Annotated in this window: 23 protein-coding genes and 1 tRNA gene; 17 read left to right on the top strand and 7 right to left on the bottom strand. The window is 71.0% G+C overall.

Annotated features, from left to right (window positions below; genetic code table 11):
* The first annotated feature begins 196 nt into the window (after window positions 1-196).
* Both IG78_RS0129835 and IG78_RS0129840 read left to right on the top strand, forming a co-directional pair.
* Window positions 197-1,639 carry an NAD-dependent malic enzyme gene (locus tag IG78_RS0129835; protein WP_030568709.1) on the top strand — a complete coding sequence of 481 codons (1,443 nt, stop codon included), beginning with the start codon at window positions 197-199 and terminating at the stop codon, window positions 1,637-1,639.
* 399 nt (window positions 1,640-2,038) lie between these two features.
* Entirely contained in the window at window positions 2,039-2,320 is a 282-nt protein-coding gene (locus tag IG78_RS0129840; RefSeq protein WP_016645140.1) for an HU family DNA-binding protein, read from the top strand.
* A 111-nt stretch (window positions 2,321-2,431) separates the two neighbouring features.
* Here IG78_RS0129840 and murA read toward each other — a convergent pair whose 3' ends face one another.
* The gene (murA, locus tag IG78_RS0129845) at window positions 2,432-3,778 is read right to left on the bottom strand and encodes a UDP-N-acetylglucosamine 1-carboxyvinyltransferase (protein WP_030568710.1); all 1,347 of its coding nucleotides are present in this window, start codon (window positions 3,776-3,778) and stop codon (window positions 2,432-2,434) included.
* Between the two features lie 253 nt (window positions 3,779-4,031).
* On the opposite strand from murA, the gene IG78_RS0129850 reads away from it, so the two are divergent.
* The 7 genes from IG78_RS0129850 (at window position 4,032) to IG78_RS0129880 (ending at window position 13,382) form a co-directional block, all read left to right on the top strand.
* Complete coding sequence (locus IG78_RS0129850) at window positions 4,032-4,592, top strand: YqgE/AlgH family protein (protein ID WP_030568712.1); 561 nt, start codon at window positions 4,032-4,034, stop codon at window positions 4,590-4,592.
* Between the two features lie 64 nt (window positions 4,593-4,656).
* Window positions 4,657-4,953, top strand: a complete 297-nt coding sequence (locus tag IG78_RS42885; RefSeq protein ID WP_037687448.1) for a DUF3039 domain-containing protein — start codon at window positions 4,657-4,659, stop codon at window positions 4,951-4,953.
* Window positions 4,954-5,280: 327 nt separating this feature from the next.
* Complete coding sequence (locus IG78_RS0129860) at window positions 5,281-6,906, top strand: beta-N-acetylhexosaminidase (protein WP_030568716.1); 1,626 nt, start codon at window positions 5,281-5,283, stop codon at window positions 6,904-6,906.
* 297 nt (window positions 6,907-7,203) lie between these two features.
* Entirely contained in the window at window positions 7,204-8,106 is a 903-nt protein-coding gene (locus IG78_RS0129865) for an FAD binding domain-containing protein (protein ID WP_030568718.1), read from the top strand.
* The gene (locus IG78_RS0129870) at window positions 8,103-10,430 is read left to right on the top strand and encodes a (2Fe-2S)-binding protein (protein ID WP_037687155.1); all 2,328 of its coding nucleotides are present in this window, start codon (window positions 8,103-8,105) and stop codon (window positions 10,428-10,430) included. The genes IG78_RS0129865 and IG78_RS0129870 overlap by 4 nt, the downstream gene beginning before the upstream one ends.
* Window positions 10,427-12,724 (top strand): xanthine dehydrogenase family protein molybdopterin-binding subunit, encoded by a 2,298-nt coding sequence (locus IG78_RS0129875; protein ID WP_030568722.1) that lies wholly within the window; start codon window positions 10,427-10,429, stop codon window positions 12,722-12,724. Before IG78_RS0129870 ends, IG78_RS0129875 begins: the two co-directional genes overlap by 4 nt.
* A gap of 160 nt (window positions 12,725-12,884) precedes the next feature.
* Entirely contained in the window at window positions 12,885-13,382 is a 498-nt protein-coding gene (locus tag IG78_RS0129880; protein ID WP_030568724.1) for an AAA family ATPase, read from the top strand.
* A 262-nt stretch (window positions 13,383-13,644) separates the two neighbouring features.
* Here IG78_RS0129880 and IG78_RS0129885 read toward each other — a convergent pair whose 3' ends face one another.
* Together IG78_RS0129885 and IG78_RS0129890 are read right to left on the bottom strand one after the other, a co-directional pair.
* The gene (locus IG78_RS0129885) at window positions 13,645-14,400 is read right to left on the bottom strand and encodes a L,D-transpeptidase (protein ID WP_078965815.1); all 756 of its coding nucleotides are present in this window, start codon (window positions 14,398-14,400) and stop codon (window positions 13,645-13,647) included.
* Window positions 14,390-15,019: a SigE family RNA polymerase sigma factor gene (locus tag IG78_RS0129890; protein WP_078965816.1), complete on the bottom strand. Its 630-nt coding sequence runs from the start codon at window positions 15,017-15,019 to the stop codon at window positions 14,390-14,392. The genes IG78_RS0129885 and IG78_RS0129890 overlap by 11 nt, the downstream gene beginning before the upstream one ends.
* 221 nt (window positions 15,020-15,240) lie before the next feature.
* On the opposite strand from IG78_RS0129890, the gene IG78_RS0129895 reads away from it, so the two are divergent.
* A complete protein-coding gene (locus IG78_RS0129895) occupies window positions 15,241-16,227 on the top strand; it encodes a L,D-transpeptidase (RefSeq protein WP_051853048.1) in 987 nt (328 codons plus the stop codon).
* A 69-nt stretch (window positions 16,228-16,296) separates the two neighbouring features.
* On the opposite strand, the gene IG78_RS0129900 is transcribed toward IG78_RS0129895, so the two are convergent.
* Window positions 16,297-16,371: transfer RNA gene (locus IG78_RS0129900), tRNA-Cys, on the bottom strand.
* 287 nt (window positions 16,372-16,658) lie between these two features.
* On the opposite strand from IG78_RS0129900, the gene IG78_RS0129905 reads away from it, so the two are divergent.
* The 4 genes from IG78_RS0129905 to IG78_RS0129920 all read left to right on the top strand — a co-directional run bounded on the left by IG78_RS0129905 (window position 16,659) and on the right by IG78_RS0129920 (window position 20,110).
* Window positions 16,659-17,087, top strand: coding sequence for a hypothetical protein (locus IG78_RS0129905; RefSeq protein ID WP_030568731.1), 429 nt, complete (start codon window positions 16,659-16,661; stop codon window positions 17,085-17,087).
* A 71-nt stretch (window positions 17,088-17,158) separates the two neighbouring features.
* Complete coding sequence (locus IG78_RS0129910; protein WP_030568733.1) at window positions 17,159-18,613, top strand: hypothetical protein; 1,455 nt, start codon at window positions 17,159-17,161, stop codon at window positions 18,611-18,613.
* Window positions 18,614-18,626: 13 nt separating this feature from the next.
* Entirely contained in the window at window positions 18,627-19,235 is a 609-nt protein-coding gene (locus tag IG78_RS0129915) for a hypothetical protein (RefSeq protein ID WP_030568735.1), read from the top strand.
* Between the two features lie 38 nt (window positions 19,236-19,273).
* Complete coding sequence (locus tag IG78_RS0129920; RefSeq protein WP_225882342.1) at window positions 19,274-20,110, top strand: histidine kinase; 837 nt, start codon at window positions 19,274-19,276, stop codon at window positions 20,108-20,110.
* Window positions 20,111-20,157: 47 nt separating this feature from the next.
* Here IG78_RS0129920 and melC2 read toward each other — a convergent pair whose 3' ends face one another.
* From melC2 to IG78_RS0129940, 3 genes are all read right to left on the bottom strand, one after another.
* Window positions 20,158-20,985 (bottom strand): tyrosinase MelC2, encoded by an 828-nt coding sequence (gene melC2, locus IG78_RS0129925; RefSeq protein WP_030568740.1) that lies wholly within the window; start codon window positions 20,983-20,985, stop codon window positions 20,158-20,160.
* Between the two features lie 17 nt (window positions 20,986-21,002).
* A complete protein-coding gene (gene melC1, locus IG78_RS0129930) occupies window positions 21,003-21,410 on the bottom strand; it encodes an apotyrosinase chaperone MelC1 (RefSeq protein WP_030568748.1) in 408 nt (135 codons plus the stop codon).
* A 382-nt stretch (window positions 21,411-21,792) separates the two neighbouring features.
* Window positions 21,793-22,203, bottom strand: a complete 411-nt coding sequence (locus IG78_RS0129940; protein ID WP_030568751.1) for an ATP-binding protein — start codon at window positions 22,201-22,203, stop codon at window positions 21,793-21,795.
* Between the two features lie 158 nt (window positions 22,204-22,361).
* Between IG78_RS0129940 and IG78_RS0129945 the strand changes: the two genes are divergently transcribed.
* Genes IG78_RS0129945 through IG78_RS0129955 form a run of 3 tightly spaced genes read left to right on the top strand, consistent with a single transcriptional unit; the run spans window position 22,362 to window position 24,152 of the window.
* Window positions 22,362-23,231, top strand: coding sequence for a helix-turn-helix domain-containing protein (locus IG78_RS0129945; RefSeq protein WP_030568753.1), 870 nt, complete (start codon window positions 22,362-22,364; stop codon window positions 23,229-23,231).
* Window positions 23,228-23,434, top strand: coding sequence for a DUF397 domain-containing protein (locus IG78_RS0129950; protein ID WP_030568755.1), 207 nt, complete (start codon window positions 23,228-23,230; stop codon window positions 23,432-23,434). The genes IG78_RS0129945 and IG78_RS0129950 overlap by 4 nt, the downstream gene beginning before the upstream one ends.
* 55 nt (window positions 23,435-23,489) lie before the next feature.
* Entirely contained in the window at window positions 23,490-24,152 is a 663-nt protein-coding gene (locus tag IG78_RS0129955; RefSeq protein ID WP_157855913.1) for a DcrB/PsbP domain-containing protein, read from the top strand.
* Window positions 24,153-24,172 lie beyond the last annotated feature (20 nt).

Consider the following 24,172-nt stretch of genomic DNA (forward strand, 5'->3'; position numbering starts at 1 on the left):
GTCCGCGTCACCCAGTGGCGCGGGCCTCTTTGCGTTCCCCTCTTTCTGTTTCCGTTAACTTCTCGTATGGTGGAAGTCGTTTTCCGAAAGCAGAGTGAACAAAACGTTCGTAATCCGATGCGGCTACCGCGTACTCAGTGGTAGGTGCGACGATCGAACGGCAACAGCTACAAGGTGAAAGCAGAGGAAGTCCGCCATGGCAACGGCGCCCAGCGTCTCCTACTCGATGACGGTCAGGCTGGAGGTGCCCGCGAGCGGAACCGCGGTCTCCCAGCTCACCACGGCCGTGGAGTCCTCCGGCGGCTCCGTCACCGGCCTCGACGTCACGGCGTCCGGCCATGAGAAGCTGCGCATCGACGTCACGATCGCGGCGAGTTCCACGTCGCACGCCGACGAGATCGTCGAGGAACTGCGCGGCATCGAGGGCGTCACCCTCGGCAAGGTCTCCGACCGTACGTTCCTGATGCACCTCGGCGGCAAGATCGAGATGCAGTCGAAGCACCCCATTCGCAACCGCGACGACCTCTCCATGGTCTACACACCGGGTGTCGCCCGCGTGTGCATGGCCATCGCGGAGAACCCCGAGGACGCGCGCCGCCTCACCATCAAGCGCAACTCCGTCGCGGTCGTGACGGACGGCTCCGCGGTGCTCGGCCTCGGCAACATCGGCCCGAAGGCCGCCCTCCCGGTGATGGAGGGCAAGGCGGCCCTCTTCAAGCGCTTCGCCGGTATCGACGCCTGGCCGCTGTGCCTGGACACCCAGGACACCGACGCGATCGTCGAGATCGTCAAGGCCATCGCGCCCGGCTTCGCCGGCATCAACCTGGAGGACATCTCCGCGCCGCGCTGCTTCGAGATCGAGGCCCGGCTCCGTGAGGCCCTCGACATCCCGGTCTTCCACGACGACCAGCACGGCACCGCGATCGTCGTCCTCGCCGCCCTGACCAACGCGCTGCGCGTGGTGGGCAAGGGCATCGGGGACGTCCGCGTCGTCATGTCCGGCGCCGGAGCGGCCGGTACGGCCATCCTCAAGCTGCTGCTCGCCGCGGGCGTCAAGCACGCCGTCGTCGCCGACATCCACGGCGTGGTGCACGCGGGCCGCGAGGACCTGGCGTCCGCCGCCACGGACACCGACCAGGGTTCGCAACTGCGCTGGATCGCCGACAACACCAACCCCGAGGGCGTCACCGGCACCCTCAAGCAGGCCGTCGTGGGCGCCGACGTGTTCATCGGCGTGTCGGCCCCGAACGTGCTCGACGGCGACGATGTCGCCGCCATGGCGGACGACGCGATCGTGTTCGCGCTCGCGAACCCGGATCCGGAGGTCGACCCCGCAATCGCCCGCGAGACGGCGGCAGTTGTGGCCACGGGCCGCTCCGACTTCCCCAACCAGATCAACAACGTCCTGGTCTTCCCCGGCGTCTTCCGCGGCCTGCTCGACGCCCAGTCGCGTACGGTCAACACGGAAATGATGCTGGCCGCCGCCACCGCCCTGGCGGACGTGGTCACCGAGGACGAGCTGAACCCGAACTACATCATCCCCAGCGTCTTCAACGACAAGGTCGCGGGCGCGGTCGCCGGAGCGGTGCGCGGCGCCGCCAAGGCGGCGGGGGCCGCTGTGACGGGTACCACGGCCTGACCGCACGGCGCGTCGCGGAACGCGGCGCCCGTGACGGCCCTCTAGGGTGGCGGGACGCGGGCCTCAGGGCCCGCAGCGGCCCTACCGGGCCCCAAGGGCCCCGCACCGGCCCCACGCCGGTCCGTCGGGGCACGCGGGTCCGGCACCGGGAGCGGACGGAGCGTCACCATTTCGAGGCACCCAGCCGAGAAAGGGGCGCTTTTCGTGTGACTTCCACGGGTGCCGGATTGGCTTTCCCGCCGCAGGTGGGGGCAGGATGCGTCTCTGGGCGCGAGGGTCCGACGGGGACCCGGTCCGGGGCTCGCCTGAGGACCCTGGCAGCATCGGCTTCGCTGTGCCCGGTATGCGGCTCCGCCGCGTGGCACGCCTCAACAGCAAGAAGAACACGGGAGTACAAACATGAACCGCAGTGAGCTGGTGGCCGCGCTGGCCGACCGCGCAGAGGTGACCCGCAAGGACGCCGACGCCGTGCTGGCCGCGTTCGCCGAGACCGTCGGCGAGATCGTTGCCAAGGGCGACGAGAAGGTCACCATCCCCGGCTTCCTGACCTTCGAGCGCACGCACCGTGCCGCTCGCACCGCCCGCAACCCGCAGACCGGCGAGCCGATCAACATTCCGGCCGGCTACAGCGTCAAGGTCTCGGCGGGCTCCAAGCTCAAGGAAGCAGCCAAGGGCAAGTAAGCAGGCCTCTGGCCCTGTGCAGCGAAGGGCGGCCACCCCGTGGGGTGGCCGCCCTTCTGCGTGCCGTCAAAAGATGGCCTCAAACGCCGGCCGGGCTGAATCTGCCCGGCTTCAGCTCGCCGGCTGGCCCGGGAGTTCTACCTTCGCTCCCAGTTCCACGAGCTTGTCCATGAAGTTCTCGTAGCCTCGGTTGATCAGGTCGATGCCGTGGACCCGGGACGTGCCCTGGGCCGCGAGGGCGGCGATGAGGTACGAGAAGCCGCCCCGGAGGTCCGGGATGACCAGGTCGGCGCCCTGGAGCTTGGTGGGGCCGCTCACGACCGCCGAGTGCAGGAAGTTGCGCTGCCCGAAGCGGCAGTCGGAGCCGCCGAGGCACTCGCGGTAGAGCTGGATGTGCGCACCCATCTGGTTGAGCGCCGAGGTGAAGCCGAGCCGGGACTCGTAGACCGTCTCGTGGACGATGGACAGGCCCGTGGCCTGCGTCAGGGCGACCACCAGGGGCTGCTGCCAGTCGGTCTGGAAGCCGGGGTGGACGTCCGTCTCCAGGGCGATGGATTTGAGCTGGCCGCCCGGGTGCCAGAACCGGATGCCCTCGTCGTCGATCTCGAAGGCACCGCCCACCTTCCGGTAGGTGTTCAGGAACGTCATCATCGAGCGCTGGAGGGCGCCGCGGACGTAGATGTTGCCTTCGGTCGCGAGCGCCGCGGACGCCCAGGAGGCGGCCTCCAGGCGGTCAGGCAGGGCCTGGTGGGTGTAGCCGCCGAGGGTGTCCACACCGGTGACGCGGATGGTCCTGTCGGTGTCCATCGCGATGATCGCGCCCATTTTCTGCAGGACGCAGATCAGGTCCTCGATCTCGGGCTCCACGGCGGCGTTGGACAGCACCGTGACGCCCTCCGCGAGGACGGCCGTGAGCAGCACCTGCTCGGTGGCGCCCACGGACGGGTACGGCAGCCGGATCTTGGTGCCGCGCAGCCGCTGCGGGGCCTCCAGGTACTGGCCGTCGGCACGCTTCTCGATGGTCGCGCCGAACTGGCGGAGCACCTCGAAGTGGAAGTCGATGGGACGGCCGCCGATGTCGCAGCCGCCGAGGCCCGGGATGAAGGCGTGCCCGAGGCGGTGCAGGAGCGGCCCGCAGAACAGGATCGGAATGCGCGACGAACCCGCGTGCGCGTCGATGTCGGCGACGTTCGCGCTCTCCACGTGCGAGGGGTCCATGACGAGCTCGCCCGGCTCCTCACCGGGGCGGACCGTCACACCGTGCAACTGCAGCAGGCCGCGCACGACGCGGACGTCTCGGATGTCGGGGACGTTGCGCAGCCGGCTCGGTGCGCTGCCGAGCAGGGCGGCGACCATGGCCTTGGGCACGAGGTTCTTCGCGCCGCGGACACGGATCTCACCCTCCAGCGGGGTGCCGCCGTGGACAAGCAGTACGTCTTGGGTGCCGGTGACGGTCATGAATCTCGCGTTCCGAAGAGGTGGACGGGGGGATCAAAGGGCAAGCGTAATGGCCGCGTACCCCCCTTGAGTAAGCCCGAGGCGGGCTCAGACACGTCATGACTCCGCTACAACACGAACCGTGCGGAACCGGACGCTCACGGTCACTGGACCGACAGTGCGCCCCAGGCGCCCCGGCGCCCGCTGAGCTGGGTTCCCCCGCGTCGGCCCATTGGCTCCCCGTCCGGGCCCGGGATGCGGGATCATGTCTGGCATGACCGAGGTGTCCTCGCTCACAGGGCGGCTGCTCGTGGCCACGCCTGCCCTGTCGGACCCCAATTTCGACCGTGCGGTGGTGCTGCTCCTCGACCACGACGAGGAGGGCTCCCTCGGGGTGGTGCTCAACCGGCCGACCCCGGTGGGCGTCGAGGACATCCTGGAGGGCTGGGGCGACCTCGCGGGCGCGCCGGGCGTGGTCTTCCAGGGCGGCCCGGTCTCGCTCGACTCCGCCCTCGGCGTCGCGGTGATCCCCGGCGACGAGGGTCCCCTCGGCTGGCGCCGGGTGCACGGCGCCATCGGCCTCGTCGACCTGGAGGCCCCGCCGGAGCTGCTCGCCTCCGCCCTCGGCAGCCTGCGGATCTTCGCCGGGTACGCCGGGTGGGGACCGGGCCAGTTGGAGGACGAACTCGCCGAAGGTGCCTGGTACGTGGTCGAGTCCGAGCCGGGCGACGTGTCATCGCCGGACCCGGAGCGGCTGTGGCGCGCGGTCCTGCGGCGACAGCGCAGCGAGTTGGCGATGGTGGCCACGTACCCGGACGACGCGTCCTTGAATTGACGTTCAGGTGGCTCCGGCGCCTTGCGCTGCCAGCACGCGCCCGGCGTGAGTACCCTTGGCAGCTATGAGCACTCTTGAGCCCGAGCCCGAGCGCGGGGCAGGTACGGGGACCCTCGTAGAGCCGACGCCGCAGGTGTCGCACGGTGACGGCGACCACGAGCGCTATGCGCACTATGTCCAGAAGGACAAGATCATGGCGAGCGCTCTCGACGGTACGCCCGTCGTGGCGCTCTGCGGCAAGGTGTGGGTCCCCGGCCGCGACCCCAAGAAGTATCCCGTCTGTCCCATGTGCAAGGAGATCTACGAGTCCATGAGTGCGGGGGGCGACAAGGACAAGGGCGGCAAGGACGGCAAGAAGTAGCCGCCCTCTCGGCCGGCCGACCACTCGGGGCCCCGGTACGCGCAGGTGCTGTGCGTACCGGGGCCCACGTGCGTGGGGGCTTTTTCGCCGCTTCGCGGCGGTTTCCCACCCACCCACCCACCCGTTACTGGCGGCTCCACCGTGCCGTCGGGCGGTTGCTGCGTCCCGCCCCTCCGTGCCGCCGGGCGGTTGCTGCGTCCCGCCCCTCCGTGCCGCCGGGCGGTTGCTGCGTCCCGCCCCTCCGTGCCGTCGGGTGGTTGCTGCGCCCGTGTTGCAGCCCGCGCAACGCCTCTTTTGCAGGCTGCAATCGCATGGCAGCCTCCTCCCATGACCTTTGAGCAACTGATCCCGGCGCCCGCACGCGCCGAGGGCCCCGGTGGCGACGGCTTCGTACTGGACGCGTCGACCACGCTCTGGGCAGGACCCGGTACGCAGTCCACGGAGCACTGGCTGCGCGGCACGCTCGGTGGTGCGCTCCGGCTGCCGCTCGCGCCCGGTGCGGAGGGTGCGCCGGGCTCCGTGTCCCTGCGGCTCGACAGCGCACTGGAGGCAGAGGCGTACCGTCTGACCGTCACCGGTGACGGCGTCGAGATCCGCGGCGGTGCCGCGGCCGGTGTCTTCTGGGGGGCGCAGACGCTGCGTCAGCTCCTCGGCGCGGCGGCGTTCCGCCGGGCACCGATCGCGCCCGGCCGGGAGTACACCGTCCCGCGGGGCGTCATAGAGGACGCCCCGCGGTTCGGCTGGCGCGGCATGATGCTGGACGTGTCCCGGCACTTCACGCCGAAGGAAGGCGTCCTGCGCTACCTGGACCTCCTCGCCGCGCACAAGCTCAACGTCTTCCACTTCCACCTCACCGACGACCAGGGCTGGCGACTTGAGATCAAGCGCTACCCGAAGCTCACGGAGGTCGGCGCCTGGCGCTCCCGCACCAAGTGGGGGCACCGCCAGTCGCAGTTGTGGGACGAGAAGCCGCACGGTGGCTTCTACACCCAGGACGACATCCGCGAGATCGTCGCGTACGCCGACGCGCTGCACATCACCGTCGTCCCTGAGATCGACATCCCCGGGCACTCGCAGGCCGCCATCGCCGCCTACCCCGAGCTCGGCAACACCGACGTCATCGACACGTCCGCGCTCGGGGTCTGGGACACCTGGGGCGTCACCCCGAACGTCCTCGCCCCCAACGACCACACCCTGCGCTTCTACGAGGGCGTCTTCGAAGAGGTCCTGGAGCTGTTCCCGTCGACGTTCATCCACGTCGGCGGCGACGAGTGCCCCAAGGAGCAGTGGAAGGACTCGGCCGCCGCGCAGGCGCGCATCGAGGAGCTCGGCGTCAGCAACGAGGACGAGCTGCAGAGCTGGTTCATCCGCCACTTCGACAAGTGGCTCTCCGCGCGCGGGCGTCGGCTCATCGGCTGGGACGAGATCCTGGAGGGCGGCCTCGCCGAGGGCGCGGCCGTCTCGTCCTGGCGCGGTTACAGCGGCGGCATCGCGGCCGCCCAGGCGGGGCACGACGTCGTCATGTGCCCGGAGCAGCACGTCTATCTGGACCACCGTCAGCACGGCGGCCCCGACGAGCCGGTGCCCATCGGCTGGGTCCGCACCCTGGAGGACGTCTACCGCTTCGAGCCGGTCCCGTCCCAGCTCGGCGCGGAGGAGGCCAAGCACGTCCTCGGCACCCAGGCCAACGTGTGGACCGAAGTCATGGAGTCCCACGGGCGCGTGGACTATCAGGTCTTTCCGAGGCTCGCGGCGTTCGCCGAAGTCGCCTGGCGTACGCTCCCGGCGCCCGCCGAGCGCGACTTCGCCGATTTCGAACGGCGAATGACCGCCCACTACGCGCGGCTTGACGCCCTGGGCGTCGACTACCGCCCGCCGGGCGGCCCGTTGCCGTGGCAGCAGCGCCCCGGAGTGGGCGGACGTCCGATCGAGGGGCTCCCCCCGATGGTGTGAGGTGACGCCCCGAGCCTGTGCTTCCGGCGGTCCGCGGTGACACCGTGGGCCGCCGGGAGAAAGCCGTACACAGCTCACCGAAGAGTGGCAATTCCCGCTGACCGGCAAGGGAGTGCGAAAACGGCATATCCCCCAGGTCTGCGGACGAACACCTCCTAGCGGACCCCAGCGCCGGGGCCCTGCGAAGATGTGCCAGAGTTGCCACGTCCGGGTTGTGAGCACGTACCGTACGGCGGAACAGGCGTAACGGTGGGACGGCACGCAAGCCGCCGGGTCATCGGGAAGGGGCAGCCGGTTTTGACCACGCACGCACCGCGGGCGGCGCAGGGGGCGCAGTCTGTGACGCTGCCTGTCACGCTCGACGAGGCCGTCGCGGCGCTCGCCGCCGTGCCCGCCGCCGTGCCCGTCGCGGGCGGCACGGACCTGATGTCCTCGGTCAACGCCGGCCAGCTCCGCCCCGCAGCGCTCGTCGGCCTCGGCCGCATCAACGAGATCCGCGGCTGGCAGTACCAGGACGGGCACGCACTCCTCGGAGCCGGTCTGACGCACGCCCGCATGGGGCGCCCGGACTTCGCGGCGCTCATCCCGGCGCTCGCCGCCGCCGCGCGCGCCGCGGGGTCGCCGCAGATCCGCAACGCGGGCACCCTCGGCGGCAACATCGCGTCGGCCGCGCCCGCCGGCGACTCGCTGCCCGTACTCGCCGCACTCGACGCCGTGTTGATCATCGCGGGCCCGGGCGGCACCCGCCGCGAGATCCTGGTCTCGCACCTGCTCGCCGGCATGGAGATGCTGGCCCCCGGCGAGCTCATCGGCTACGTCCGCGTGCCCCTGCTGCACGCCCCGCAGGTCTTCCTGAAGGCGACAGGGCGCACCGGGCCGGGGCGCGCGACCGCGTCCGTCGCCCTGGTGCTCGACCCGGCGCGCAGGGGTGTGCGATGCGCCGTCGGCGCCATCGCGCCCATGCCGCTGCGGCCCCTGGAGGCCGAGCAGTGGGTCGCGGGCCTCATCGACTGGGACGGCGAGCGCGGTCTGGTGCCGGAAGCCCTCACGGCCTTCGGCGAGTACGTCGCCGCGGCGTGCGTCCCGGACCACCCGCCCGCCGAGGACGGCACGGCACAGCCGCTGCCGCCCGCCGTACTGCACCTGCGGCGCACCGTCGCCGCGCTGGCCCGACGAGCACTGGGGAGGGCGCTGTCGTGACCGACGGTCAGAGGAACGGCACCAGCGGCTGGCAGCCGCACCCGCAGGGCGAGTACGACGCGGACGCCACCGCGTTCGTGCAGTTGCCCGAAGGCGCCGTCGACGCGGTGAGCACGCCGCTCGCCGCGCCCGGACACGGGTACGTGCCGCCGCAGATAACGGTCACGCCGACAGCACCCGACGCCACCGACCCCGCCTCCACCGGGGTGTGGGTGCTGCCGCCCGAGATCACCGGCGTGCCGCCCGCCGCACCCGCGCCCCCGGCCGACCCGCAGAACGCGGTGCGCTGGCCCGAGCCCGGCTCCCAGGGCGCCGCAGGGGACCCCTACGACCCTCGGGCCACCGGCCAGTGGTCGTTCCCGGACGCCGTGGCCCCGCAGGAGGGCGCGCAGAACGGGCACGCGCACGGCCATGCGCCCGCGCCCGCGCCGCACGATGTCACCGGGCAGTGGTCGATCCCCGTCGCGGACGGCGATCTGCCGGACGAGTCCGGGGAGTACGCGGCCTCCTCACTCGCCGGGGACGGGATCCCCCCTGCCCACTCGCCGTTGGGCACCTGGGCGGGGGGCGGTACACCGCCCGCCACGCTGCCCGGCGGGGCGTCCGCGCCCTGGGCCACGTCGTGGCCGACCGCGGCCCCGGAAACACCGCAGGCCCCCGAGGCCCCGCACGCCCAGCGGTCCTCCGAGTACGCGGCCGGGCACGCCCCCGCGGGACCGGCGCCCGTGCACGGACAGCACGGACAGCACAGACAGCACGGACAGCACGGGCAATCCGGGCAGCACGGACAGCGCGGCACCGAGGAGACCCCCTTCGAACGGACGGCCAAGCTGTTCGTCGTGAGCCGCCGCCCGGACGGTTCCCTCGGCCCGGCGGGACCTACGGGGCCGGAGGGGGACCCGGTTGACCAGGAGCACGGCCAGGAGCACGGCCACGGCCAGGGCCAGGGCCAGGGCCAGGGCCAGGACCATGACCACGGCCAGGAGACCGCCCCCTACGAGTCGGCGCGGCACGCCGCCGAGGCGGCGGAGGCCACCGCGGCCCACGCGGCGGAACTCGCGCACGCGGTTGCACCCGCACACGATGCCGACTTCGGGCACGAGGCCGACTTCGGGCACGAGGCCGACTCCACGCACGAGGCCGACTTCGGGCACGGGAAGGACCTCGGGCACGACACCGACTTCGCCCCCGGCGCGGACTTCGCGCACGGAGGCGCACCCGTGCACGCGGCGGACCTCGGGCACGGGGCCGGTCTCGCGCACGACCCCGGGCACGCCGGGAGCCCGGCGCACGCGGACGACCCCGCGTTCGACACCTTCGACCCCGCGGTCCACGAGGCCTACCCGGGGCCGGACGCGGACTTCGCAGACGGGATCGCCGCCGCACACGAGGCCGACCTCGCCGACATCGCCGACGACTCCGTACACAGCCAGGAACCGGACCTCGTACCCGACCCGGACCCGGTACGGGAGCTGGACGGCGCCCTGGACCACACCCCGGAGCCGGACGAGCCGGAGGCGCCGGAAGAGCCGGAGCCGTCGGACCTCGCCCCGGAGGCGGACCTCGCCCCGGACACCGACACCACCCCCGACGACACGGACTCCGCCCCCGACGCGGACACCCCCGCCGAGGAAGCCGCGCCCACCGACCCCCGTACCCCGGAGCAGGACGAGGAGCAGGAAGGGCAGGCCGCGCTTCCGCAGGAAGAGCAGGCCGCGCCCCCGCACGAGGACCACCCGCTGGTGTCCTACGTCCTGCGCGTCAACGGCGCCGACCGGCCCGTCACCGACGCCTGGGTCGGGGAGTCGCTGCTCTATGTGCTGCGGGAGCGGCTCGGGCTCGCGGGGGCCAAGGACGGCTGCTCGCAGGGCGAGTGCGGGGCGTGCAACGTCCAGGTGGACGGGCGGCTCGTCGCGTCCTGCCTGGTGCCCGCGGCCACCGCGGCGAGCAGCGAGGTGCGCACCGTCGAGGGCCTCGCCGACGACGGCAGGCCCTCCGACGTACAGCGCGCGCTCGCCAACTGCGGCGCCGTGCAGTGCGGCTTCTGCGTACCGGGCATGGCGATGACCCTGCACGACCTCCTGGAGGGCAATCCCGCCCCCAGCGACCTGGAGACCCGCCGCGCCCTGTGCGGCAACCTGTGCCGTTGCTCCGGTTACCGGGGCGTGCTCGACGCGGTGCGCGACGTCGTCGCCGAGCGCCGGGCGAAGGGCGCCGCGGCCCAACAGCAGGACGGACGGGACGGACAGGACGGGGCGGCGCAGGGCGGGCCGCGCGTACCGCACCAGGCGGGCCCGTACGAGCAGGACGGAGGCCAGGCGTGAGCAACGAGACCGTCGCCGCGTCGGCGCCGGGCACCGAGCAGTTGCCGCACGGCGTCGGCTCCTCGCTGCCGTCGGCGGATCTGCGGGCCAAGACCGAGGGCACCTTTCCCTACGCCGCCGACCTGTGGGCCGAGGGCCTGCTGTGGGCGGCCGTGCTGCGCTCCCCGCACGCGCACGCGCGCATCGTGTCCATCGACATCACCCACGCGCAGGAGATGGCGGGCGTCCGCGCCGTCGTCACGCACGAGGACGTACCGGGCGAGCCGCTGCACGGCCGCAAGACCGCCGACCGCCCGCTGTTCGCCGCCGAGGTCGTGCGCCACCACGGCGAGGCCATCGCCGCGGTCGCCGCCGACCACCCCGACACCGCCCGGATGGCCGCCGCCGCGATCATCGTCGAGTACGAGCTGCTCGACCCGGTGACCGACCCCGAGCAGGCCTTCGAGGCCGAGCCCCTGCACCCCGACGGCAACCTCATCCGCCACATCCCGCTGCGCCACGGCGACCCGGAGGCGGCCGGCGAGGTCGTCGTCGAGGGCCTGTACCGCATCGGCAGGCAGGACCCGGCGCCCATCGGCGCGGAGGCGGGGCTCGCCGTGCCGCGCCCGGACGGCGGCGTCGAGCTGTACATCGCCTCCACCGACCCGCACGGCGACCGCGACATGGCCGCCGCCTGCTACGGCCTCGCCCCCGAGCGTGTGAAGGTCGTCGTCACCGGTGTGCCAGGCGCGAGCGCCGACCGCGAGGACGCCAGTTTCCACCTTCCCCTCGGCCTGCTCGCCCTGCGGACGGGCTGCCCGGTCAAGCTCACCGCGACCCGCGAGGAGTCCTTCCTGGGCCACGCCCACCGCCACCCCACGCTCCTGCGCTACCGCCACCACGCGGACGCGGACGGCAAACTGGTGAAGGTGGAGGCGCAGATCCTGCTCGACGGGGGCGCGTACGCGGACACGTCGGCGGACGCCCTCGCCGCGGCCGTCTCCTTCGCCTGCGGCCCCTACGTCGTCCCGCACGCCTTCATCGAGGGCTGGGCGGTCCGTACGAACAACCCGCCGTCCGGCCATGTACGCGGTGAGGGCGCCCTCCAGGTGTGCGCCGCCTACGAGGCCCAGATGGACAAGCTCGCCAAGAAGCTCGGCGTCGACCCGGCCGAGCTGCGGCTGCGCAACGTGATGGCGACCGGCGACATCCTGCCTACGGGACAGACGGTGACCTGCCCGGCGCCGGTGGCCGAACTCCTGGACGCCGTACGGGACTTCCCGTTGCCCGAGCTGCCCAAGGACACCCCGCAGGAGGACTGGCTGCTGCCCGGGGGGCCCGAGGGCGCGGGCGAACCGGCGGCCGTGCGGCGCGGTGTGGGCTACGGCCTCGGCATGGTCCAGCTCCTCGGCGCCGAAGGTGCCGACGAGGTGTCCACGGCCACGGTGAAGGTCCACGGCGGCGCCGCCACGGTGATCTGCGCGGCCGTCGAGACCGGCCAGGGCTTCGCGACCCTCGCCCGGCAGATCGTCCAGGAGACCCTGGGCATCGACGACGTGCGCGTGGCCCCCGTCGACACCGACCAGCCGCCCTCGGGCCCGAGCTGCCACGGCCGCCACACCTGGGTGTCGGGCGGCGCGGTCGAGCGCGCCGCGAAAATGGTGCGCACCCAGCTCCTGCAACCCCTCGCGCACAAGTTCGGCATGTCGACCGAGCTGCTCCAGATCGCCGACGGCAAGATCACCTCGTACGACGGGGTGCTCTCCACCACCGTCGAGGAGGCGATGGACGGCAAGGAGCTGTGGGCCACGGCACAGTGCCGCCCGCACCCCACCGAGCCCCTCGACGCCGACGGCCAGGGCGACGCGTTCGTCGGCATGGCCTTCTGCGCGATCCGCGCGGTCGTGGACGTCGACATCGAGATCGGTTCGGTACGGGTGGTGGAGCTTGCCGTCGCCCAGGACGTGGGCCGCATCCTCAACCCCGCGCAACTGCGGGTCCGTATCGAGGCGGGGGTCACCCAGGGTGTCGGCGCGGCGCTCACGGAGAACCTGCGTACGCCGCGCGGCCTGGTGCGCCACCCCGACCTGACGGGGTACGCCCTGCCCACGGCCCTGGACGCGCCCGACATCCGTATCGTCAAACTCGTCGAGGAGCGCGACGTGGTCGCTCCCTTCGGCGCGAAGGCCGCGAGCGCGGTACCCGTGGTCACGGCCCCCGCGGCGGTCGCTTCGGCGGTGCGGGCGGCGACCGGGCGCCCGGTGAACCGGCTGCCGATCAGGCCGCAGGCGGCGGTGGGGGCGGAGCTGGCGTAGGCCCTGGGAAAAGGGGAGGAAGCCGGGGGCGCGTTGCGGTACGTTCGCGCGCGTGAGTGCTGCAACCAGCCCCGAGGGGCGCCCCGGAGGTCACCCTGACGGTAGCCGCGAAGGCCACCCTGGAAGCCACCCTGAAGGGGTCGTCGTCATCACCGGCATCATGGCCGCCGGGAAGTCCACGGTCGCGCAGGCCCTCGCCGAGCGGCTGCCGCGGGCGGCGCACGTCCGGGGCGACGTCTTCCGGCGCATGATCGTCTCCGGGCGCGAGGAGTACGCGCCGGGGGCCGACGCCGAGGCCGAGGCCCAACTGCGGCTGCGCTACGGCCTGTCGGCGTCCACGGCGGACGCGTACGCCGCCGCGGGCTTCACCGCGATCGTCCAGGACGTGATCCTCGGCGAGGAGCTGAAGCGGTACGTCGACCTGGTGCGGACCCGTCCCCTGTACGTCGTCGTGCTGGCCCCGCGCCCGGCCGCGGTCGCCGAGCGCGAGGCCGCCCGGGGCAAGAGGGGCTACGGAGAGTGGACGGTCGAGGCCCTGGACGAGGGCTTCCGTGCGACCACCCCGCGTCTCGGACTGTGGCTGGACAGCTCGGAGTTGACCGTGGACAGGACGGTGGACGCGGTTCTCGCGCGCCTCGGCGAGGCGGCGGTGGCCTGAGAGCGGAATGTCACCGACCGGTGCCCGTACGGTCGCGATGACGCCTCAGGGATGGCATCCCCCCATAAATCCCTTTTGACGGACGGCCGTCGCAAGGCACCATCGAAGATGTCCCGAGCAACTACGCCACTACTACGGGGGAATCATGGGGGATGAAGACACGGGCTGGGGCTGAGCCCGGCTCACCGGAGGGGCGGTCCCTTGAGGGGCCGCCCCTCGTCGTGCCGGTCGCCTGAGGGGCCACCCTTCGTCGCGCCGCCGGTCAGGCCGTGGGCGCGGTCCCCTCGATCGTCACCACGGAACCCGGACCGACCTGCTCGTAGAGCCACTTGGCGTCACCGGGCCGCAGCCCGAGCATGCCGCGGGTGATGTCCCTGGTGCCGGGAGCCCCGTCGTCGTACGTCAGGGCGACGAGGTAGTTCGTACGGCCGCCGGAGTCACGGAGCTCGACCACCCACGGCAGCGTGAGGTCGTATGCGTTGCCGAGGCCGACCGCCGTGCCGGAGAGCCGCTTGGTCCTGTGCTTGGCGACGACGGTCATGCGCCCGGGCTTCGTGGGGTGGCTCGCGGTACCGGACGAGACGGGCAGCGTACGCCCGCGCACGGTCAGCGTCCGCGCGGCGAGGTCGACGCCGACGGCGGGCGCGGTGGCCGACGCGGTGGGGGACGGGGGCGCGGCGGGGGGCGTGGGGCCGGAGCCGTCCTCACCGCCGAGACCGGCAGCCAGCCCGAACACCAGCGCGCCGACCGCGACGGCGACACCCCCCGCGACGACCGCGCGCCGCCGCCGCCCGCGCACCTGCGCGCGCCGCCGCACTTGGGCACCGGTGCCGGGGGCGGGGGTGCGGCTGCTTTCGGCGAGGCCGCGGAGGGCGGCGGAGAGGTGTGGTGCCGGGGCGGGGGGCTCCGGCGCGGGGGCGGGGTGCTCCGGGGTCGGGGCGGCGTGCTCCGGTGTCGGGGCGGGCGGCGTCCGTCCGGGTTCGCCGGACGGTCGGCCGGTCAGCGGCTCATCGGACATGGCCGCCCTCCTTCCCGCTCCGTACGCGGTCGTCGCTGCCGTCCCGTAGGGGCACGGCGCTGCTGCCCCGGGGGCGTTCGGTGCCCGCGCCCCGGGCCGGGTTCTTGCCGCCGTCCCGTACGGGAGCCACGCCGAGCACGTCGTCCTCGTTCGTGGCGAGGTGCTGGGCCAGGGCCGCGCGGCCGCGGGCGAGCCGGGCCTTCACGGTGCCGGTCGGGGCGCCGGTCTCGGAGGCTACCTGTTCCACGCTGAGGTCACACAGGTGGTGCAGCACGATCGCGAGGCGCTGCGCGTCCGGTATCCGCCGCAGCGCCTCGACCAGGGCGAGGTGTTCGGGCCCCGGCCCTGGAGCGTGCTCGGGCGGCGGGGTGCGGCGCACGAGTTCCAGCCAGCGGCGGGCCCGGCGCCAGTGGCTGACGGCGAGCCGCATGGCCACCGTACGGATCCAGGCCTCCGGGGCCTGGACGGCGCTGAACTCGCGCCGCCGGTCCCAGGCCCGCACGAACGCCTCCTGGACGGCGTCCTGGGCCTGCCCGTGGTCGCCGGTCAGGGCGTAGACCTGGCCCACGACACGGGGGAACGCGGACGCGTAGAACACGTCGAACTCGTCCTCCGTCATGCCCCGCCGTCCCTTGCCGCGGCCGCGCCGCCCGTCCCGGCAGCCCGTCCCGAAATTTTCCCGCCCGCACCATGCAACCCGGCGGCCTCCGCCGTGCGTATGGGAGGCGTACATGGAAGCACACCGGCTCGGCCGGAACACCACGGGCACATTTCACAGGGCTAACAGGGCTCACCGGGCTCACCGAGCTCACAGGACTCACAGGACTCACAGGGGGACAGATGACCAGGCGCACCAGAAACCGGCACGTCGCGCGCGGGGCGGCCATCCGGCACGTCGCGCGCGGGGCGGCCGCGGCGGCGCTCTGCACGGCCGTGCTCGCGGGCTGCTCGGGCGGCTCCGGGGACGGCGGACGCGACGGCGGCGGGCAGGCGCCGGCGGCCGCGGGTGAGCGGGGGAGGGACGGCGCGAGCACGCCGACCGAGCGGGCGAAGCCCATCGTGGAACCGGCGGCGCTGCGCGGGGACGGGGTGCGCGTCAACGTCGCCGACGGGCAGCGGGTGGGCGTCGGCATGCCGGTGTCCGTGACCTTCGCCCGGCCCGTCCCGGCAGCGGAACGGGCCGCCGTGGAAAAGCGCCTGCGCGTCCGGACGAGCACGCCGACCACCGGCTCCTGGAGCTGGGTGAAGGACCGCAATCTGCACGAAGGGCAGCGCGTCGACTACCGCCCCAGGTCCTACTGGAAGCCAGGCACCGAGGTCACGGTGCGCGCGGGCGCCGACACCGTACGCCGCTTCACGGTCGCCCGCTCGCTGGTCGCCACCGTCGACGTGCGCACCCACACCATGACGGTGACCAAGGACGGCGTGACGCGCCGCGTGCCGGTCACGGCGGGGGCTCCGGGCATGGACACCTGGAACGGCACGATGGTGGTCTCCGACAAGCAGCGCCGCGTCCTGATGGACTCCAGGACCGTGGGCTACGCGGACGCCTACAAGGACTACTACAACTACGCCGTCCACCTCACGACGTCCGGCACCTACCTCCACGAGAACCCGAAGGCCAACACGTACGCGGGCAACAGCAACGTCACGCACGGCTGCATAGGCCTCGCCACGGACGGCACGGCACGCCGCTTCTTCGAAGAGGTCATCCCCGGTGACGTCGTCCGGGTGACCGGCTCCAAGGAGACGGTGGCACCCGGGAACGGGTACGGGGACTGGAACGTGCCGTGGAAGGAGTGGAAGTCGGGGAGCGCCCTGAAGTGAGGTGAGCACCGACCGCCGGGCGGCACGGCGACTCCGCTTCGGGAACGCGGTGCCGCCCGGGGCACTGTATGGAGGCCGTGACCGGAATCGAACCGGCGTGCTTCGCTTTGCAGGCGAATCCCTCAACCACTCGGGCACACGGCCATGTCGTACTGCCTCCCTCGACCGTAGGCGCGGCGCCCGCCCCACTCAACCCTGGCGCGGGCACCGCAACGCGACTGCCATACGGCGTTCACGAACGGTCTGATCCCGGGCCGCGGACGCTCTGGGGCGGGGGGTGGACGCCGCGCGGCGATTGGTTGGCGGCGAACTCGCCTCCATGTGGCCAATTTTGCACTGGCAACGCCAGGTTCCCGGTAGTCACTGTGGACGAACAAGAGTGACAACTGAGAACTAGCCCTGGCCACACGGGGGTGCTGTGGCACACGACCATGGGGTTTGACCAGGAATGGGCCCAGACGCGGGCCGATGCGGCCGAGCGGCAGCCGACGTCGATGCGGCTCAATCAGACGGATCCTCCGGGGCCGCCGTCCGGGGGCACACCGGACCTCGCGACGACACCGCGGGAGAAGAAGGCCGCCGCGCACACCATCGAGACCGAGCTACAGCCGGACACCCGCAAGGCCGGTGCGTGGGCTGACGCGGCGACCGGCAAGGCCATCAGCGGATTGGGCGGTTGGGCCACTGCCGGTGGCCTGAAGAAGGTGCAGACCACCTGGGACAGCCAGGTCAAGACGCTCATGGGGCGGCTGGCCGCGGAAAAGGACGCGCTGCGGTCCACGAACAAGACCTTCACCGAGACCGACCTGGGCACCTCGCGGCGCATCGGTGGGGCCACCTCGAAGCTCGACCAGTACTGAATCGCTGTCAGGCCCCGACGCGAGGCGCCGGAGCGGCATGGCATCCCGATGCTTTCCGGAGGAAGCGCAGCGTGCTGACGTACTACGAAGTCATGACGACGGACTTCGGGAGTCTCTCCGACGCCGCCGACAAGTGGCAGGAGATGGCGGACGAGTTCCACAAGGTCGAGCGCCGCTACCGGGACGGTGTCCAGAAGATCACGAAAGGCCAGGCCTGGCTCGGCGAGAGTGCGAGGGCGGCGCATACGAAATTCGCCGCCACGCGCTATGAGTACCAGGCGGCCCAGACGCAGGCCAAGGCGACCGCGACGCTGCTGCGCAACGCGCACCAGCAGTTCGTCGAACTCAGGAAGCAACTCGAGACAGCCCGCGCCGATGCGGTCAAGGCCGGGATGAAGGTCTCCGAACAGGGGAAGGTCGCGTACGACTACGACAGGCTCAGCCCCTCGGAAAGCAGCGCCGCCCGTCTGAACCCCACCCACGCGGCGAGCGTCAACGCGAGCGTGGACGCCTGGGCCGACTTCATCAGGCTGTGCGTCAAGGCCTTCGACGACGCCGACCAGGACCTCAAGCGGGACCTGGAGGCCGTGGTCAAGGACGGCAAGGGCAACAAGAACGATGGGACCGCGGGCACCGGCTTCAACGGTGACGCCGGGCAGGTGGCGAAGTCCGATGGCGCGCAGAAACGAGCACGGCATGATCCTGACTGGTTCAAGAAGCGGGACGACGAAACGCTGGACGACTATATGGAGCGGCTTCGTCGTGACGGGGTGACCCGCCTGACGGGGAGCGCGCAACTCGGGGACTTGGTCAACGCCGTGACCAAGGGGACGATGACGGCCGGGGCCTTCGCACTCGTCACAGGCACGTCCGTCACGTACTCCTTCAACTTGATGAGCCATTTCAAATCCGATAAGGCGCTCAATGCTCCCGGCACCTTGGTATCACGCTTCGCGAATACCCAACTGGCCGGAACAGCCCCGGGAAGCGTACTCAGTCGAGTTCCGCCTGGTCTGGTCACTGCTATGACCGGATCAGATGAAGCCGCCATGTACGGCGCCTTCATGAAGAACGGCACCTTCGTCATTCCGGCGGCGTCGGAGGCCAATCTAATTCGGGTCGCGCGGGGCGGCGGTCTCGCACAAGCCGGAAAGGCCGCCGGGTGGATACGGGGCGCGGGCGTCGTCGGTGGCGCCGCGGGGACCGTCTATGGGGTTGCCAATCTTTCCACGTATGACGGGGACAAGATCAAAGCGGACCCGGCGAAGTTCGCCTCGGATCTCAGTGGGACGGCGTTCAGCGGCTCCATGACCGCGCTGACCGTGGCGCCCAACCCCGTGACTGCCGGGCTGGCATTGGGGACCGGAGTGGTTTACGGAGGGGCTCTGATCTGGGACAACCACGAGGCCATCGGCAAGGGCATGGGCGAGGCGAAGGACTGGGTCGGTGACAGGACCAAGGATCTCGGGTCCGGCATAGCCAGTGGTGCGAAGAAGTTCAAAGACGTCGCCAACCCGTTCGACTAGTGAGGGATCAGAAATGCACACCACCACTGCTTCGTTCACCCTGCACTACTGGAAGCAGCGCGAAAAAGGCAAAAAGCGTCAGTTCGGCTGGCAAGGCATCTCGGAGGAGTTCGGCGACATCAAGGTGACGAATCAGTACCAGAGTCACCATGAAAGTCTCACCGCCGAGGTGCGAGGTGGCTCGATTCCCACCGCCACCTTCGAATCGCGCGGGATTCACACAGCGGCGATGTTCAGGCCGTCCCTGAACCGCGCGACGCTTCGAGTCGGCGACGCCCATGTCTACATGACGAGGAATCGGTTGGGCGTGACTCATCGAGGGCGGTCGTTGACCCTGAAGTACGCGGGGGACAAGTATCAGTTGGCGGCGATCAACCGCCGAACGTACGTCCTCCGCCGAGAGGCGGACGATGAGGACCGCGGAGTCATCATCACGGTGCGTGAGACGGGCCGAGGATCGAGGAAGAAGTTCACGATAACCGTCGAGAAACGGGCCGTCGGTGCTGATATCGCACTCGCAGCGCTCTTCACGGGTGTTGACAGGGCAACGTTGACTCGGCGAGGAGCCGTACGGGCGGGAATCTCAAGAGTCTTCAACCTTTCCATGCAGTCCCAGTACTGACCACGTCCTGACCAGGGCGTGGTGAACGCAACCTCAGAGTGAGTGATGACGTGCCTTCCATAGACGTTTCCAGGTCCCGGTTTCGCCTGGGCGACGACCACGTCGTCGTTCTCTGCTGCCTGGCTACGGGAGACGCGCCGCCCGACGAGATGGCCCTGGCCCACAGCGAGTTACGCGAACGCGGTCTGATCAATCAGGCAGGTGAGCTCTCCAGCCTCCTTCTTCCGCTGCTCACGACGATGGTTCGCCCCGTGGTGGCCATCTCGTTGGAGGTGGCGGGCCGGCAGGGGAAGCTGCACCACGGGATGTTCATCGGCGAGGACCACGTGGTCACCCACGAGACATGGCCCGGCCAGGCGGAATCGGAGTACGCCTGCGTCGAACCCAGCATGCTGCTGTGGGCACTCGCGAACATGGTGAACCTACGGCGGGTCGATTCGCTACACGACGCGCGAGCCACCGTCGTCGAGACGACCGTCGGAACACTCGACGCGGGCTTGTCCGCCCTGGAAGCGATGTCCCTCACCGCATCCGGGCGCGAGGACCGCGACCACATCCGGAACGCGCTGGCGGCGGGCGGGACCTTGGACGGCCCGCCGCTCAGCGTCTTCACCGACATGATCTCCGAACTGCGGTCGAGCTGGCGCATGACCGCCGCCTGGCAGAGGTGGCCCGGGGAGCCGGACAGCGTGACAGCACGCGCACTCGCTGTCTGGGACTGCGGCCCCCTCGGCTACTGGCATCGTGAGCTGCCCGCAGAACCGGTGGAAGTTGGGCAGGTCGGTCCGGACAGCCCTATGAAGCTCTGCCGTGTTGCAGCCAAGCAGGTCTGGGACATGATCGCTGAGACTCTGCCCCCGGACGACGGCATGTGATCTCACTCTGAGCCCCGACGTCACCGCCCCCTGACCGGAAAGAGGTCCTAGGCCGCGGTGTCGTACGTGTAATAGAGAGTGTGGTCGAGCATGGCGGCGGGGGTGACGTTGCCCCAGGGGCGCATCGTGTCGTTCAGGTCGACGACGTTGCGGGTGCCGGAGGTGGGCAGGTAGGGGGAGCCGGGGTGGCGGGTCTGCCACTGGGTCCACAGCTTGTCTATGTAGGCGTGGTGGAGCCAGAAGACCGGGTCGTTGGGGGAGGCTCCGGTGGCCATGTGGCCGCCGACCCAGACGTGGACGCGGTTGTGGAGGTTGACGCCGCGCCAGCCTTCGAGGTGGTTGCGGAAGCCGTCGGAGGCGCTGTTCCACGGTGCCATGTCGTACGTGGACATCGCGAGGACCGAGTCGACCTCGGCCTTGGTGGGGAGTTGGCGCACGCCCGCGCCGAGGTTGCGGCGCAGGAAGTCGCGGCCGTCGACGCGGACGTTGATGCGCCAGCCGTTGCCGGAGGCAGCGAAGGCGCCGTCGGTGACCTGCCCGTCGCGGCTGCGGCCGGTGCCGCCGAGGAAGTCGGGGGCCCAGAGGGAGGAGGCAGCCGTGCGGTCGGTGGTCCAGTCCCAGTAGGGGAGGGTGACGGCCGGGTCCACGGACTGCAGCGCCTCCTCGAACTGTATGAGGAAGCGGCGGTGCCAGGGCAGGAAGGACGGCGAGCGGTGACCGACACGGTCGCCGTCGTCGGTGTCGCTCATGATGAAGTCGTTGTGGGTGCTGACGAAGGAGTCGTAGCGTCCGTCGCGCTTGAGGGCGAGGAGCGCGGCGACGAAACGCCGCTTCTCGTCGGCGGTGAGCTGAGCTTGGTTCTTGCGTACGGCCATGGTGGCGGGGCTCCGGGTCAGGCGGCGGACGGGGACGGGGCGAGCGGCACGAGGACGGCGCCCTGGAGCTCGGCGACGGCGGCGCGGGCGACGGCGCGCGGCGTCGCCCGCGGCTCGTAGTGGTTGATGACGCTGATCCAGGTGCCGTCGGCGTTGCGCATGATGTGCAGTTCGTCGCCGTCTATGCGGACGGCGTAACCGTCACCGTGGTCCCCGTGGTGTCCTCCGCCGTGGCCTCCGGTGGGCCCGCCCTGTATGCGGCGGCCGAGGTACACCTCGTCGAAGGAGCCGGGTTCACCGGTGGGGCGGTGTCGGCCTTGCGGCTCCTCGGCCTGCGCGTAGCTCCGGGCGGCCCCGGCGACGGCGAGACCGGCGGCGGCGCTCGCGGTGATGCCGAGGGCCTGGCGGCGGGTGATTCCGGACATGCGTGTTACCCCCAAGTGAGCGTGGTGTAAGGGCGGTTCCGGTGGTCGGCCGGAGTGCCCAGACCATGCGTACAGGGAGGTCTGTGCGGCGCCGTAATCGGCGGGAGGAGTTGCCCCTTATTACGGACAATCGCGGGTAAATAGTGCAGACTTGGACAAGCGCAATCCTGTTGCCCATCCGTCCTGGGGGCATGTAGACCGCAAATCCTGCGCCTTAAGTGAGGATAGCGTGAAAGATCTTCACGCATGCTCCATGAGGCGTGCGCCGGGTCACAGGGAAAAGCTGGCCAAAAGGAGCGCCGTACGGAGCCCCATGACGACCCTGCCCGGCCGCCCCCGCACCGCCGTCCTTGTCATCGACATGCGGTTCCCGGCGGCCGGCTCAGCCGTCGATCTCCGCCCACACCGTCTTGCACGGGGCCGGCCCCGCCTCCGTGCCCCAGCGCGTCGCGAGGGCCTCGACCAGGAGCAGGCCGCGCCCCGACTCCGCGTCGGGGTCCGCGTGCCGGGCCGTGGGCAGTACGTCGCCCCGCGTGTCGGTCACCTCCACGCGGAGCGTGGCCCCGGTCACCGTCAGCGTGAGCCGGAAGTTCCGGCCCGCCGTCCGGCCGTGCAGCGCGGCGTTGTTCGCCAGCTCGGCGACGATGTGTTCCGCGTGGTTGAAGTGGCATTGCCACGCGGCCAGTTGGGCCACCGTCAGGCACCGGGCCAGGCGGGCGCCCCTGCGGGTCGAGGACAGCAGGGTCGTGAACTGGCGTACGGGGGTGGGGGCGTGGCTGAGTTCTTGATTCACGTCTATCAGCGTGGCCGCGTGCGCGCATTGTTCCCAGTGGGACTGGCTGTGCGTATGTCGTTTGTCTGGTGCTTGTCCTGGCTTGTCTTAGCTGTCCGGCGTGACATCTGGGTACGGGTGCGCGTTGGGGTTGGACGGTACGTCGGAGGTGGGCGCGCATGAGCGAACGTGCAGATGACACGGCGGGCGAGATGGATGAGCCTGGTTGGGACGTCGACCCGGAGGATGAGATCGCCTCGGTGGTCGAGGCGTTGGGGCGACAGCAGAAACTGTGGCGCGAGGCAGCCGGGCTGCGAGTGGTCGACTTCGCGGAGACCGTCGGGTACGGCGAGGACCTGGTCCGGAAGGTGGAGCGTGGAGCGCGCATTCCACGGCCGGAGTACCTGGAACGCGCGGACGAGGTCCTTGGGGCCAACGGGTTCATCTCGGCGATGAAGGAGGAGATGGCCAAGGCCCGGTACCCCAAGAAGGTGCGGGAGTTGGCGAAGCTGGAGGCGCGGGCGGTCGAGATCGCGGCGTACGGCAACCACAACCTCCACGGCCTGCTGCAGACGAAGGAGTACGCGCGGGCGCTGTTCGGCTTGCAGCGGCCTGCGTACTCGCAGGATCAGGTGGAGCGTGGCTTGGCGGCACGTATGGCCCGGCAGGCGGTCTTCGAGCGGTCACCGGCAGCGGATTTCGGCTTCGTTCAGGAGGAGGTGACTTTGCGGAGGCCCATCGGGGGAAGAATGGTCCTGCGTCAGCAGCTCGAGCGGCTGCTGGAACTTGGGCGGTTGCCGAATGTCACGCTCCAGGTGATGCCGACCGACAGCGAAGGGCATGCCGGAATCGAAGGCGGACGGATTCAGTTGCTGAAGTTCGGGGACGGAACGGCGGTGGGGCGCTCCGAAGGTGAGTTCAACGGCCGCCCGGTCTCCGACCCAAGGCAGCTCCGAATCCTTGAGCTGCGGTATGGCATGATCCGGGCGCAGGCTCTCACGCCACGGGAGTCGTTGGCCTTCATCGAGAGAGTGCGGGGAGAGACATGACCCAAAAGCCCTCTGCCGGGGACGGTTACGAGCTCAACTGGTTCAAGAGCAGCTACAGCGACAGCAGCAACATCAACGACTGTGTGGAGGTCGCTGTAGTCCCCCGCGGCATCCAGGTCCGCGACTCCAAGAGCCCCGCTGGCCCCCAACTCACCCTCCCGCCAACGGCCTGGGCCGACTTCATCGCGTACGCAACTGAGTAGGGCCCTGAGTAGCCGTACTCAGGGAACTCCAGTACGGGGCCGCAAAGCTGTCAGCATGACAACCGCGCCCCCGATGCCCCAGATGCCGCCGCAGGCACCCGCACCGCAGCCGCAGGGCCGCCGCCGGGCGGGGACGACCACGATCGTCGCGGCCCTGGTCGCCGCACTGCTGGCCGCGGGCCTCGGCGCGTGGTGGTGGACGCGGGACGGTGACGGGGACCCGTTGGCGGGCAGGCCGCGGGTGACCGACGCCAAGGCAGGGCTTTCGTACGGGATTCCGCAGGGATGGAAGCGCCCCGACAAGGGCAAGGACGACTTGATCGACGCGTTCACGTCCACGATCTCCAAGGCGGGCAAGGACGAGGACGAGGCCGGACAAGAGGTGGGCGCCACGGTCCTCGCGGGCCGTTCGGACCCGGTCCCCGAGCCCGCCCTGAAGAGCCGGACGGAGAGCGCGGCCCGCTCGAACGCGGAGTTCTTCTTCCCGAACGGTTCGTCGAGGCGCGAGGAGTCGAAGGCCACGACGGTGGACGGCCGCCCGGCACACACGGTGGCGCTGGCGGTGCAGGACGGCGAGGGCGGCACCGCGCACCTGCGCCTGACGGTGATCACGGTGGACGACGGCCGGACGGCGTTCCTGCTGGGGATCGCGATGCCGGGCACGAGCCCGGAGAAGCAGACGGTGGACGACGTCCTGGCCAGCGCGTCGACTGGCTGATATTGCACCTGCGACGTGCA

It is taken from the genome of Streptomyces aureocirculatus (genome assembly GCF_000720475.1).
GTDB classification, from domain to species: domain Bacteria; phylum Actinomycetota; class Actinomycetes; order Streptomycetales; family Streptomycetaceae; genus Streptomyces; species Streptomyces aureocirculatus.

What these genes read in the sequence shown, in the direction of transcription:
- IG78_RS0129945 (WP_030568753.1), top strand. Translation starts at nt 22,362, where the DNA reads ATGAGCGAACGTGCAGATGACACGGCGGGCGAGATGGATGAGCCTGGT.
- IG78_RS0129885 (WP_078965815.1), bottom strand. Translation starts at nt 14,400, where the DNA reads ATGTCCGATGAGCCGCTGACCGGCCGACCGTCCGGCGAACCCGGACGG.
- melC2 (WP_030568740.1), bottom strand. Translation starts at nt 20,985, where the DNA reads ATGGCCGTACGCAAGAACCAAGCTCAGCTCACCGCCGACGAGAAGCGG.
- IG78_RS0129880 (WP_030568724.1), top strand. Translation starts at nt 12,885, where the DNA reads ATGGCCGCCGGGAAGTCCACGGTCGCGCAGGCCCTCGCCGAGCGGCTG.
- IG78_RS0129955 (WP_157855913.1), top strand. Translation starts at nt 23,490, where the DNA reads ATGACAACCGCGCCCCCGATGCCCCAGATGCCGCCGCAGGCACCCGCA.
- melC1 (WP_030568748.1), bottom strand. Translation starts at nt 21,410, where the DNA reads ATGTCCGGAATCACCCGCCGCCAGGCCCTCGGCATCACCGCGAGCGCC.
- IG78_RS0129895 (WP_051853048.1), top strand. Translation starts at nt 15,241, where the DNA reads ATGACCAGGCGCACCAGAAACCGGCACGTCGCGCGCGGGGCGGCCATC.
- IG78_RS0129860 (WP_030568716.1), top strand. Translation starts at nt 5,281, where the DNA reads ATGACCTTTGAGCAACTGATCCCGGCGCCCGCACGCGCCGAGGGCCCC.
- IG78_RS0129840 (WP_016645140.1), top strand. Translation starts at nt 2,039, where the DNA reads ATGAACCGCAGTGAGCTGGTGGCCGCGCTGGCCGACCGCGCAGAGGTG.
- IG78_RS0129850 (WP_030568712.1), top strand. Translation starts at nt 4,032, where the DNA reads ATGACCGAGGTGTCCTCGCTCACAGGGCGGCTGCTCGTGGCCACGCCT.
- IG78_RS42885 (WP_037687448.1), top strand. Translation starts at nt 4,657, where the DNA reads ATGAGCACTCTTGAGCCCGAGCCCGAGCGCGGGGCAGGTACGGGGACC.
- IG78_RS0129915 (WP_030568735.1), top strand. Translation starts at nt 18,627, where the DNA reads ATGCACACCACCACTGCTTCGTTCACCCTGCACTACTGGAAGCAGCGC.
- murA (WP_030568710.1), bottom strand. Translation starts at nt 3,778, where the DNA reads ATGACCGTCACCGGCACCCAAGACGTACTGCTTGTCCACGGCGGCACC.
- IG78_RS0129905 (WP_030568731.1), top strand. Translation starts at nt 16,659, where the DNA reads ATGGGGTTTGACCAGGAATGGGCCCAGACGCGGGCCGATGCGGCCGAG.
- IG78_RS0129950 (WP_030568755.1), top strand. Translation starts at nt 23,228, where the DNA reads ATGACCCAAAAGCCCTCTGCCGGGGACGGTTACGAGCTCAACTGGTTC.
- IG78_RS0129835 (WP_030568709.1), top strand. Translation starts at nt 197, where the DNA reads ATGGCAACGGCGCCCAGCGTCTCCTACTCGATGACGGTCAGGCTGGAG.
- IG78_RS0129890 (WP_078965816.1), bottom strand. Translation starts at nt 15,019, where the DNA reads ATGACGGAGGACGAGTTCGACGTGTTCTACGCGTCCGCGTTCCCCCGT.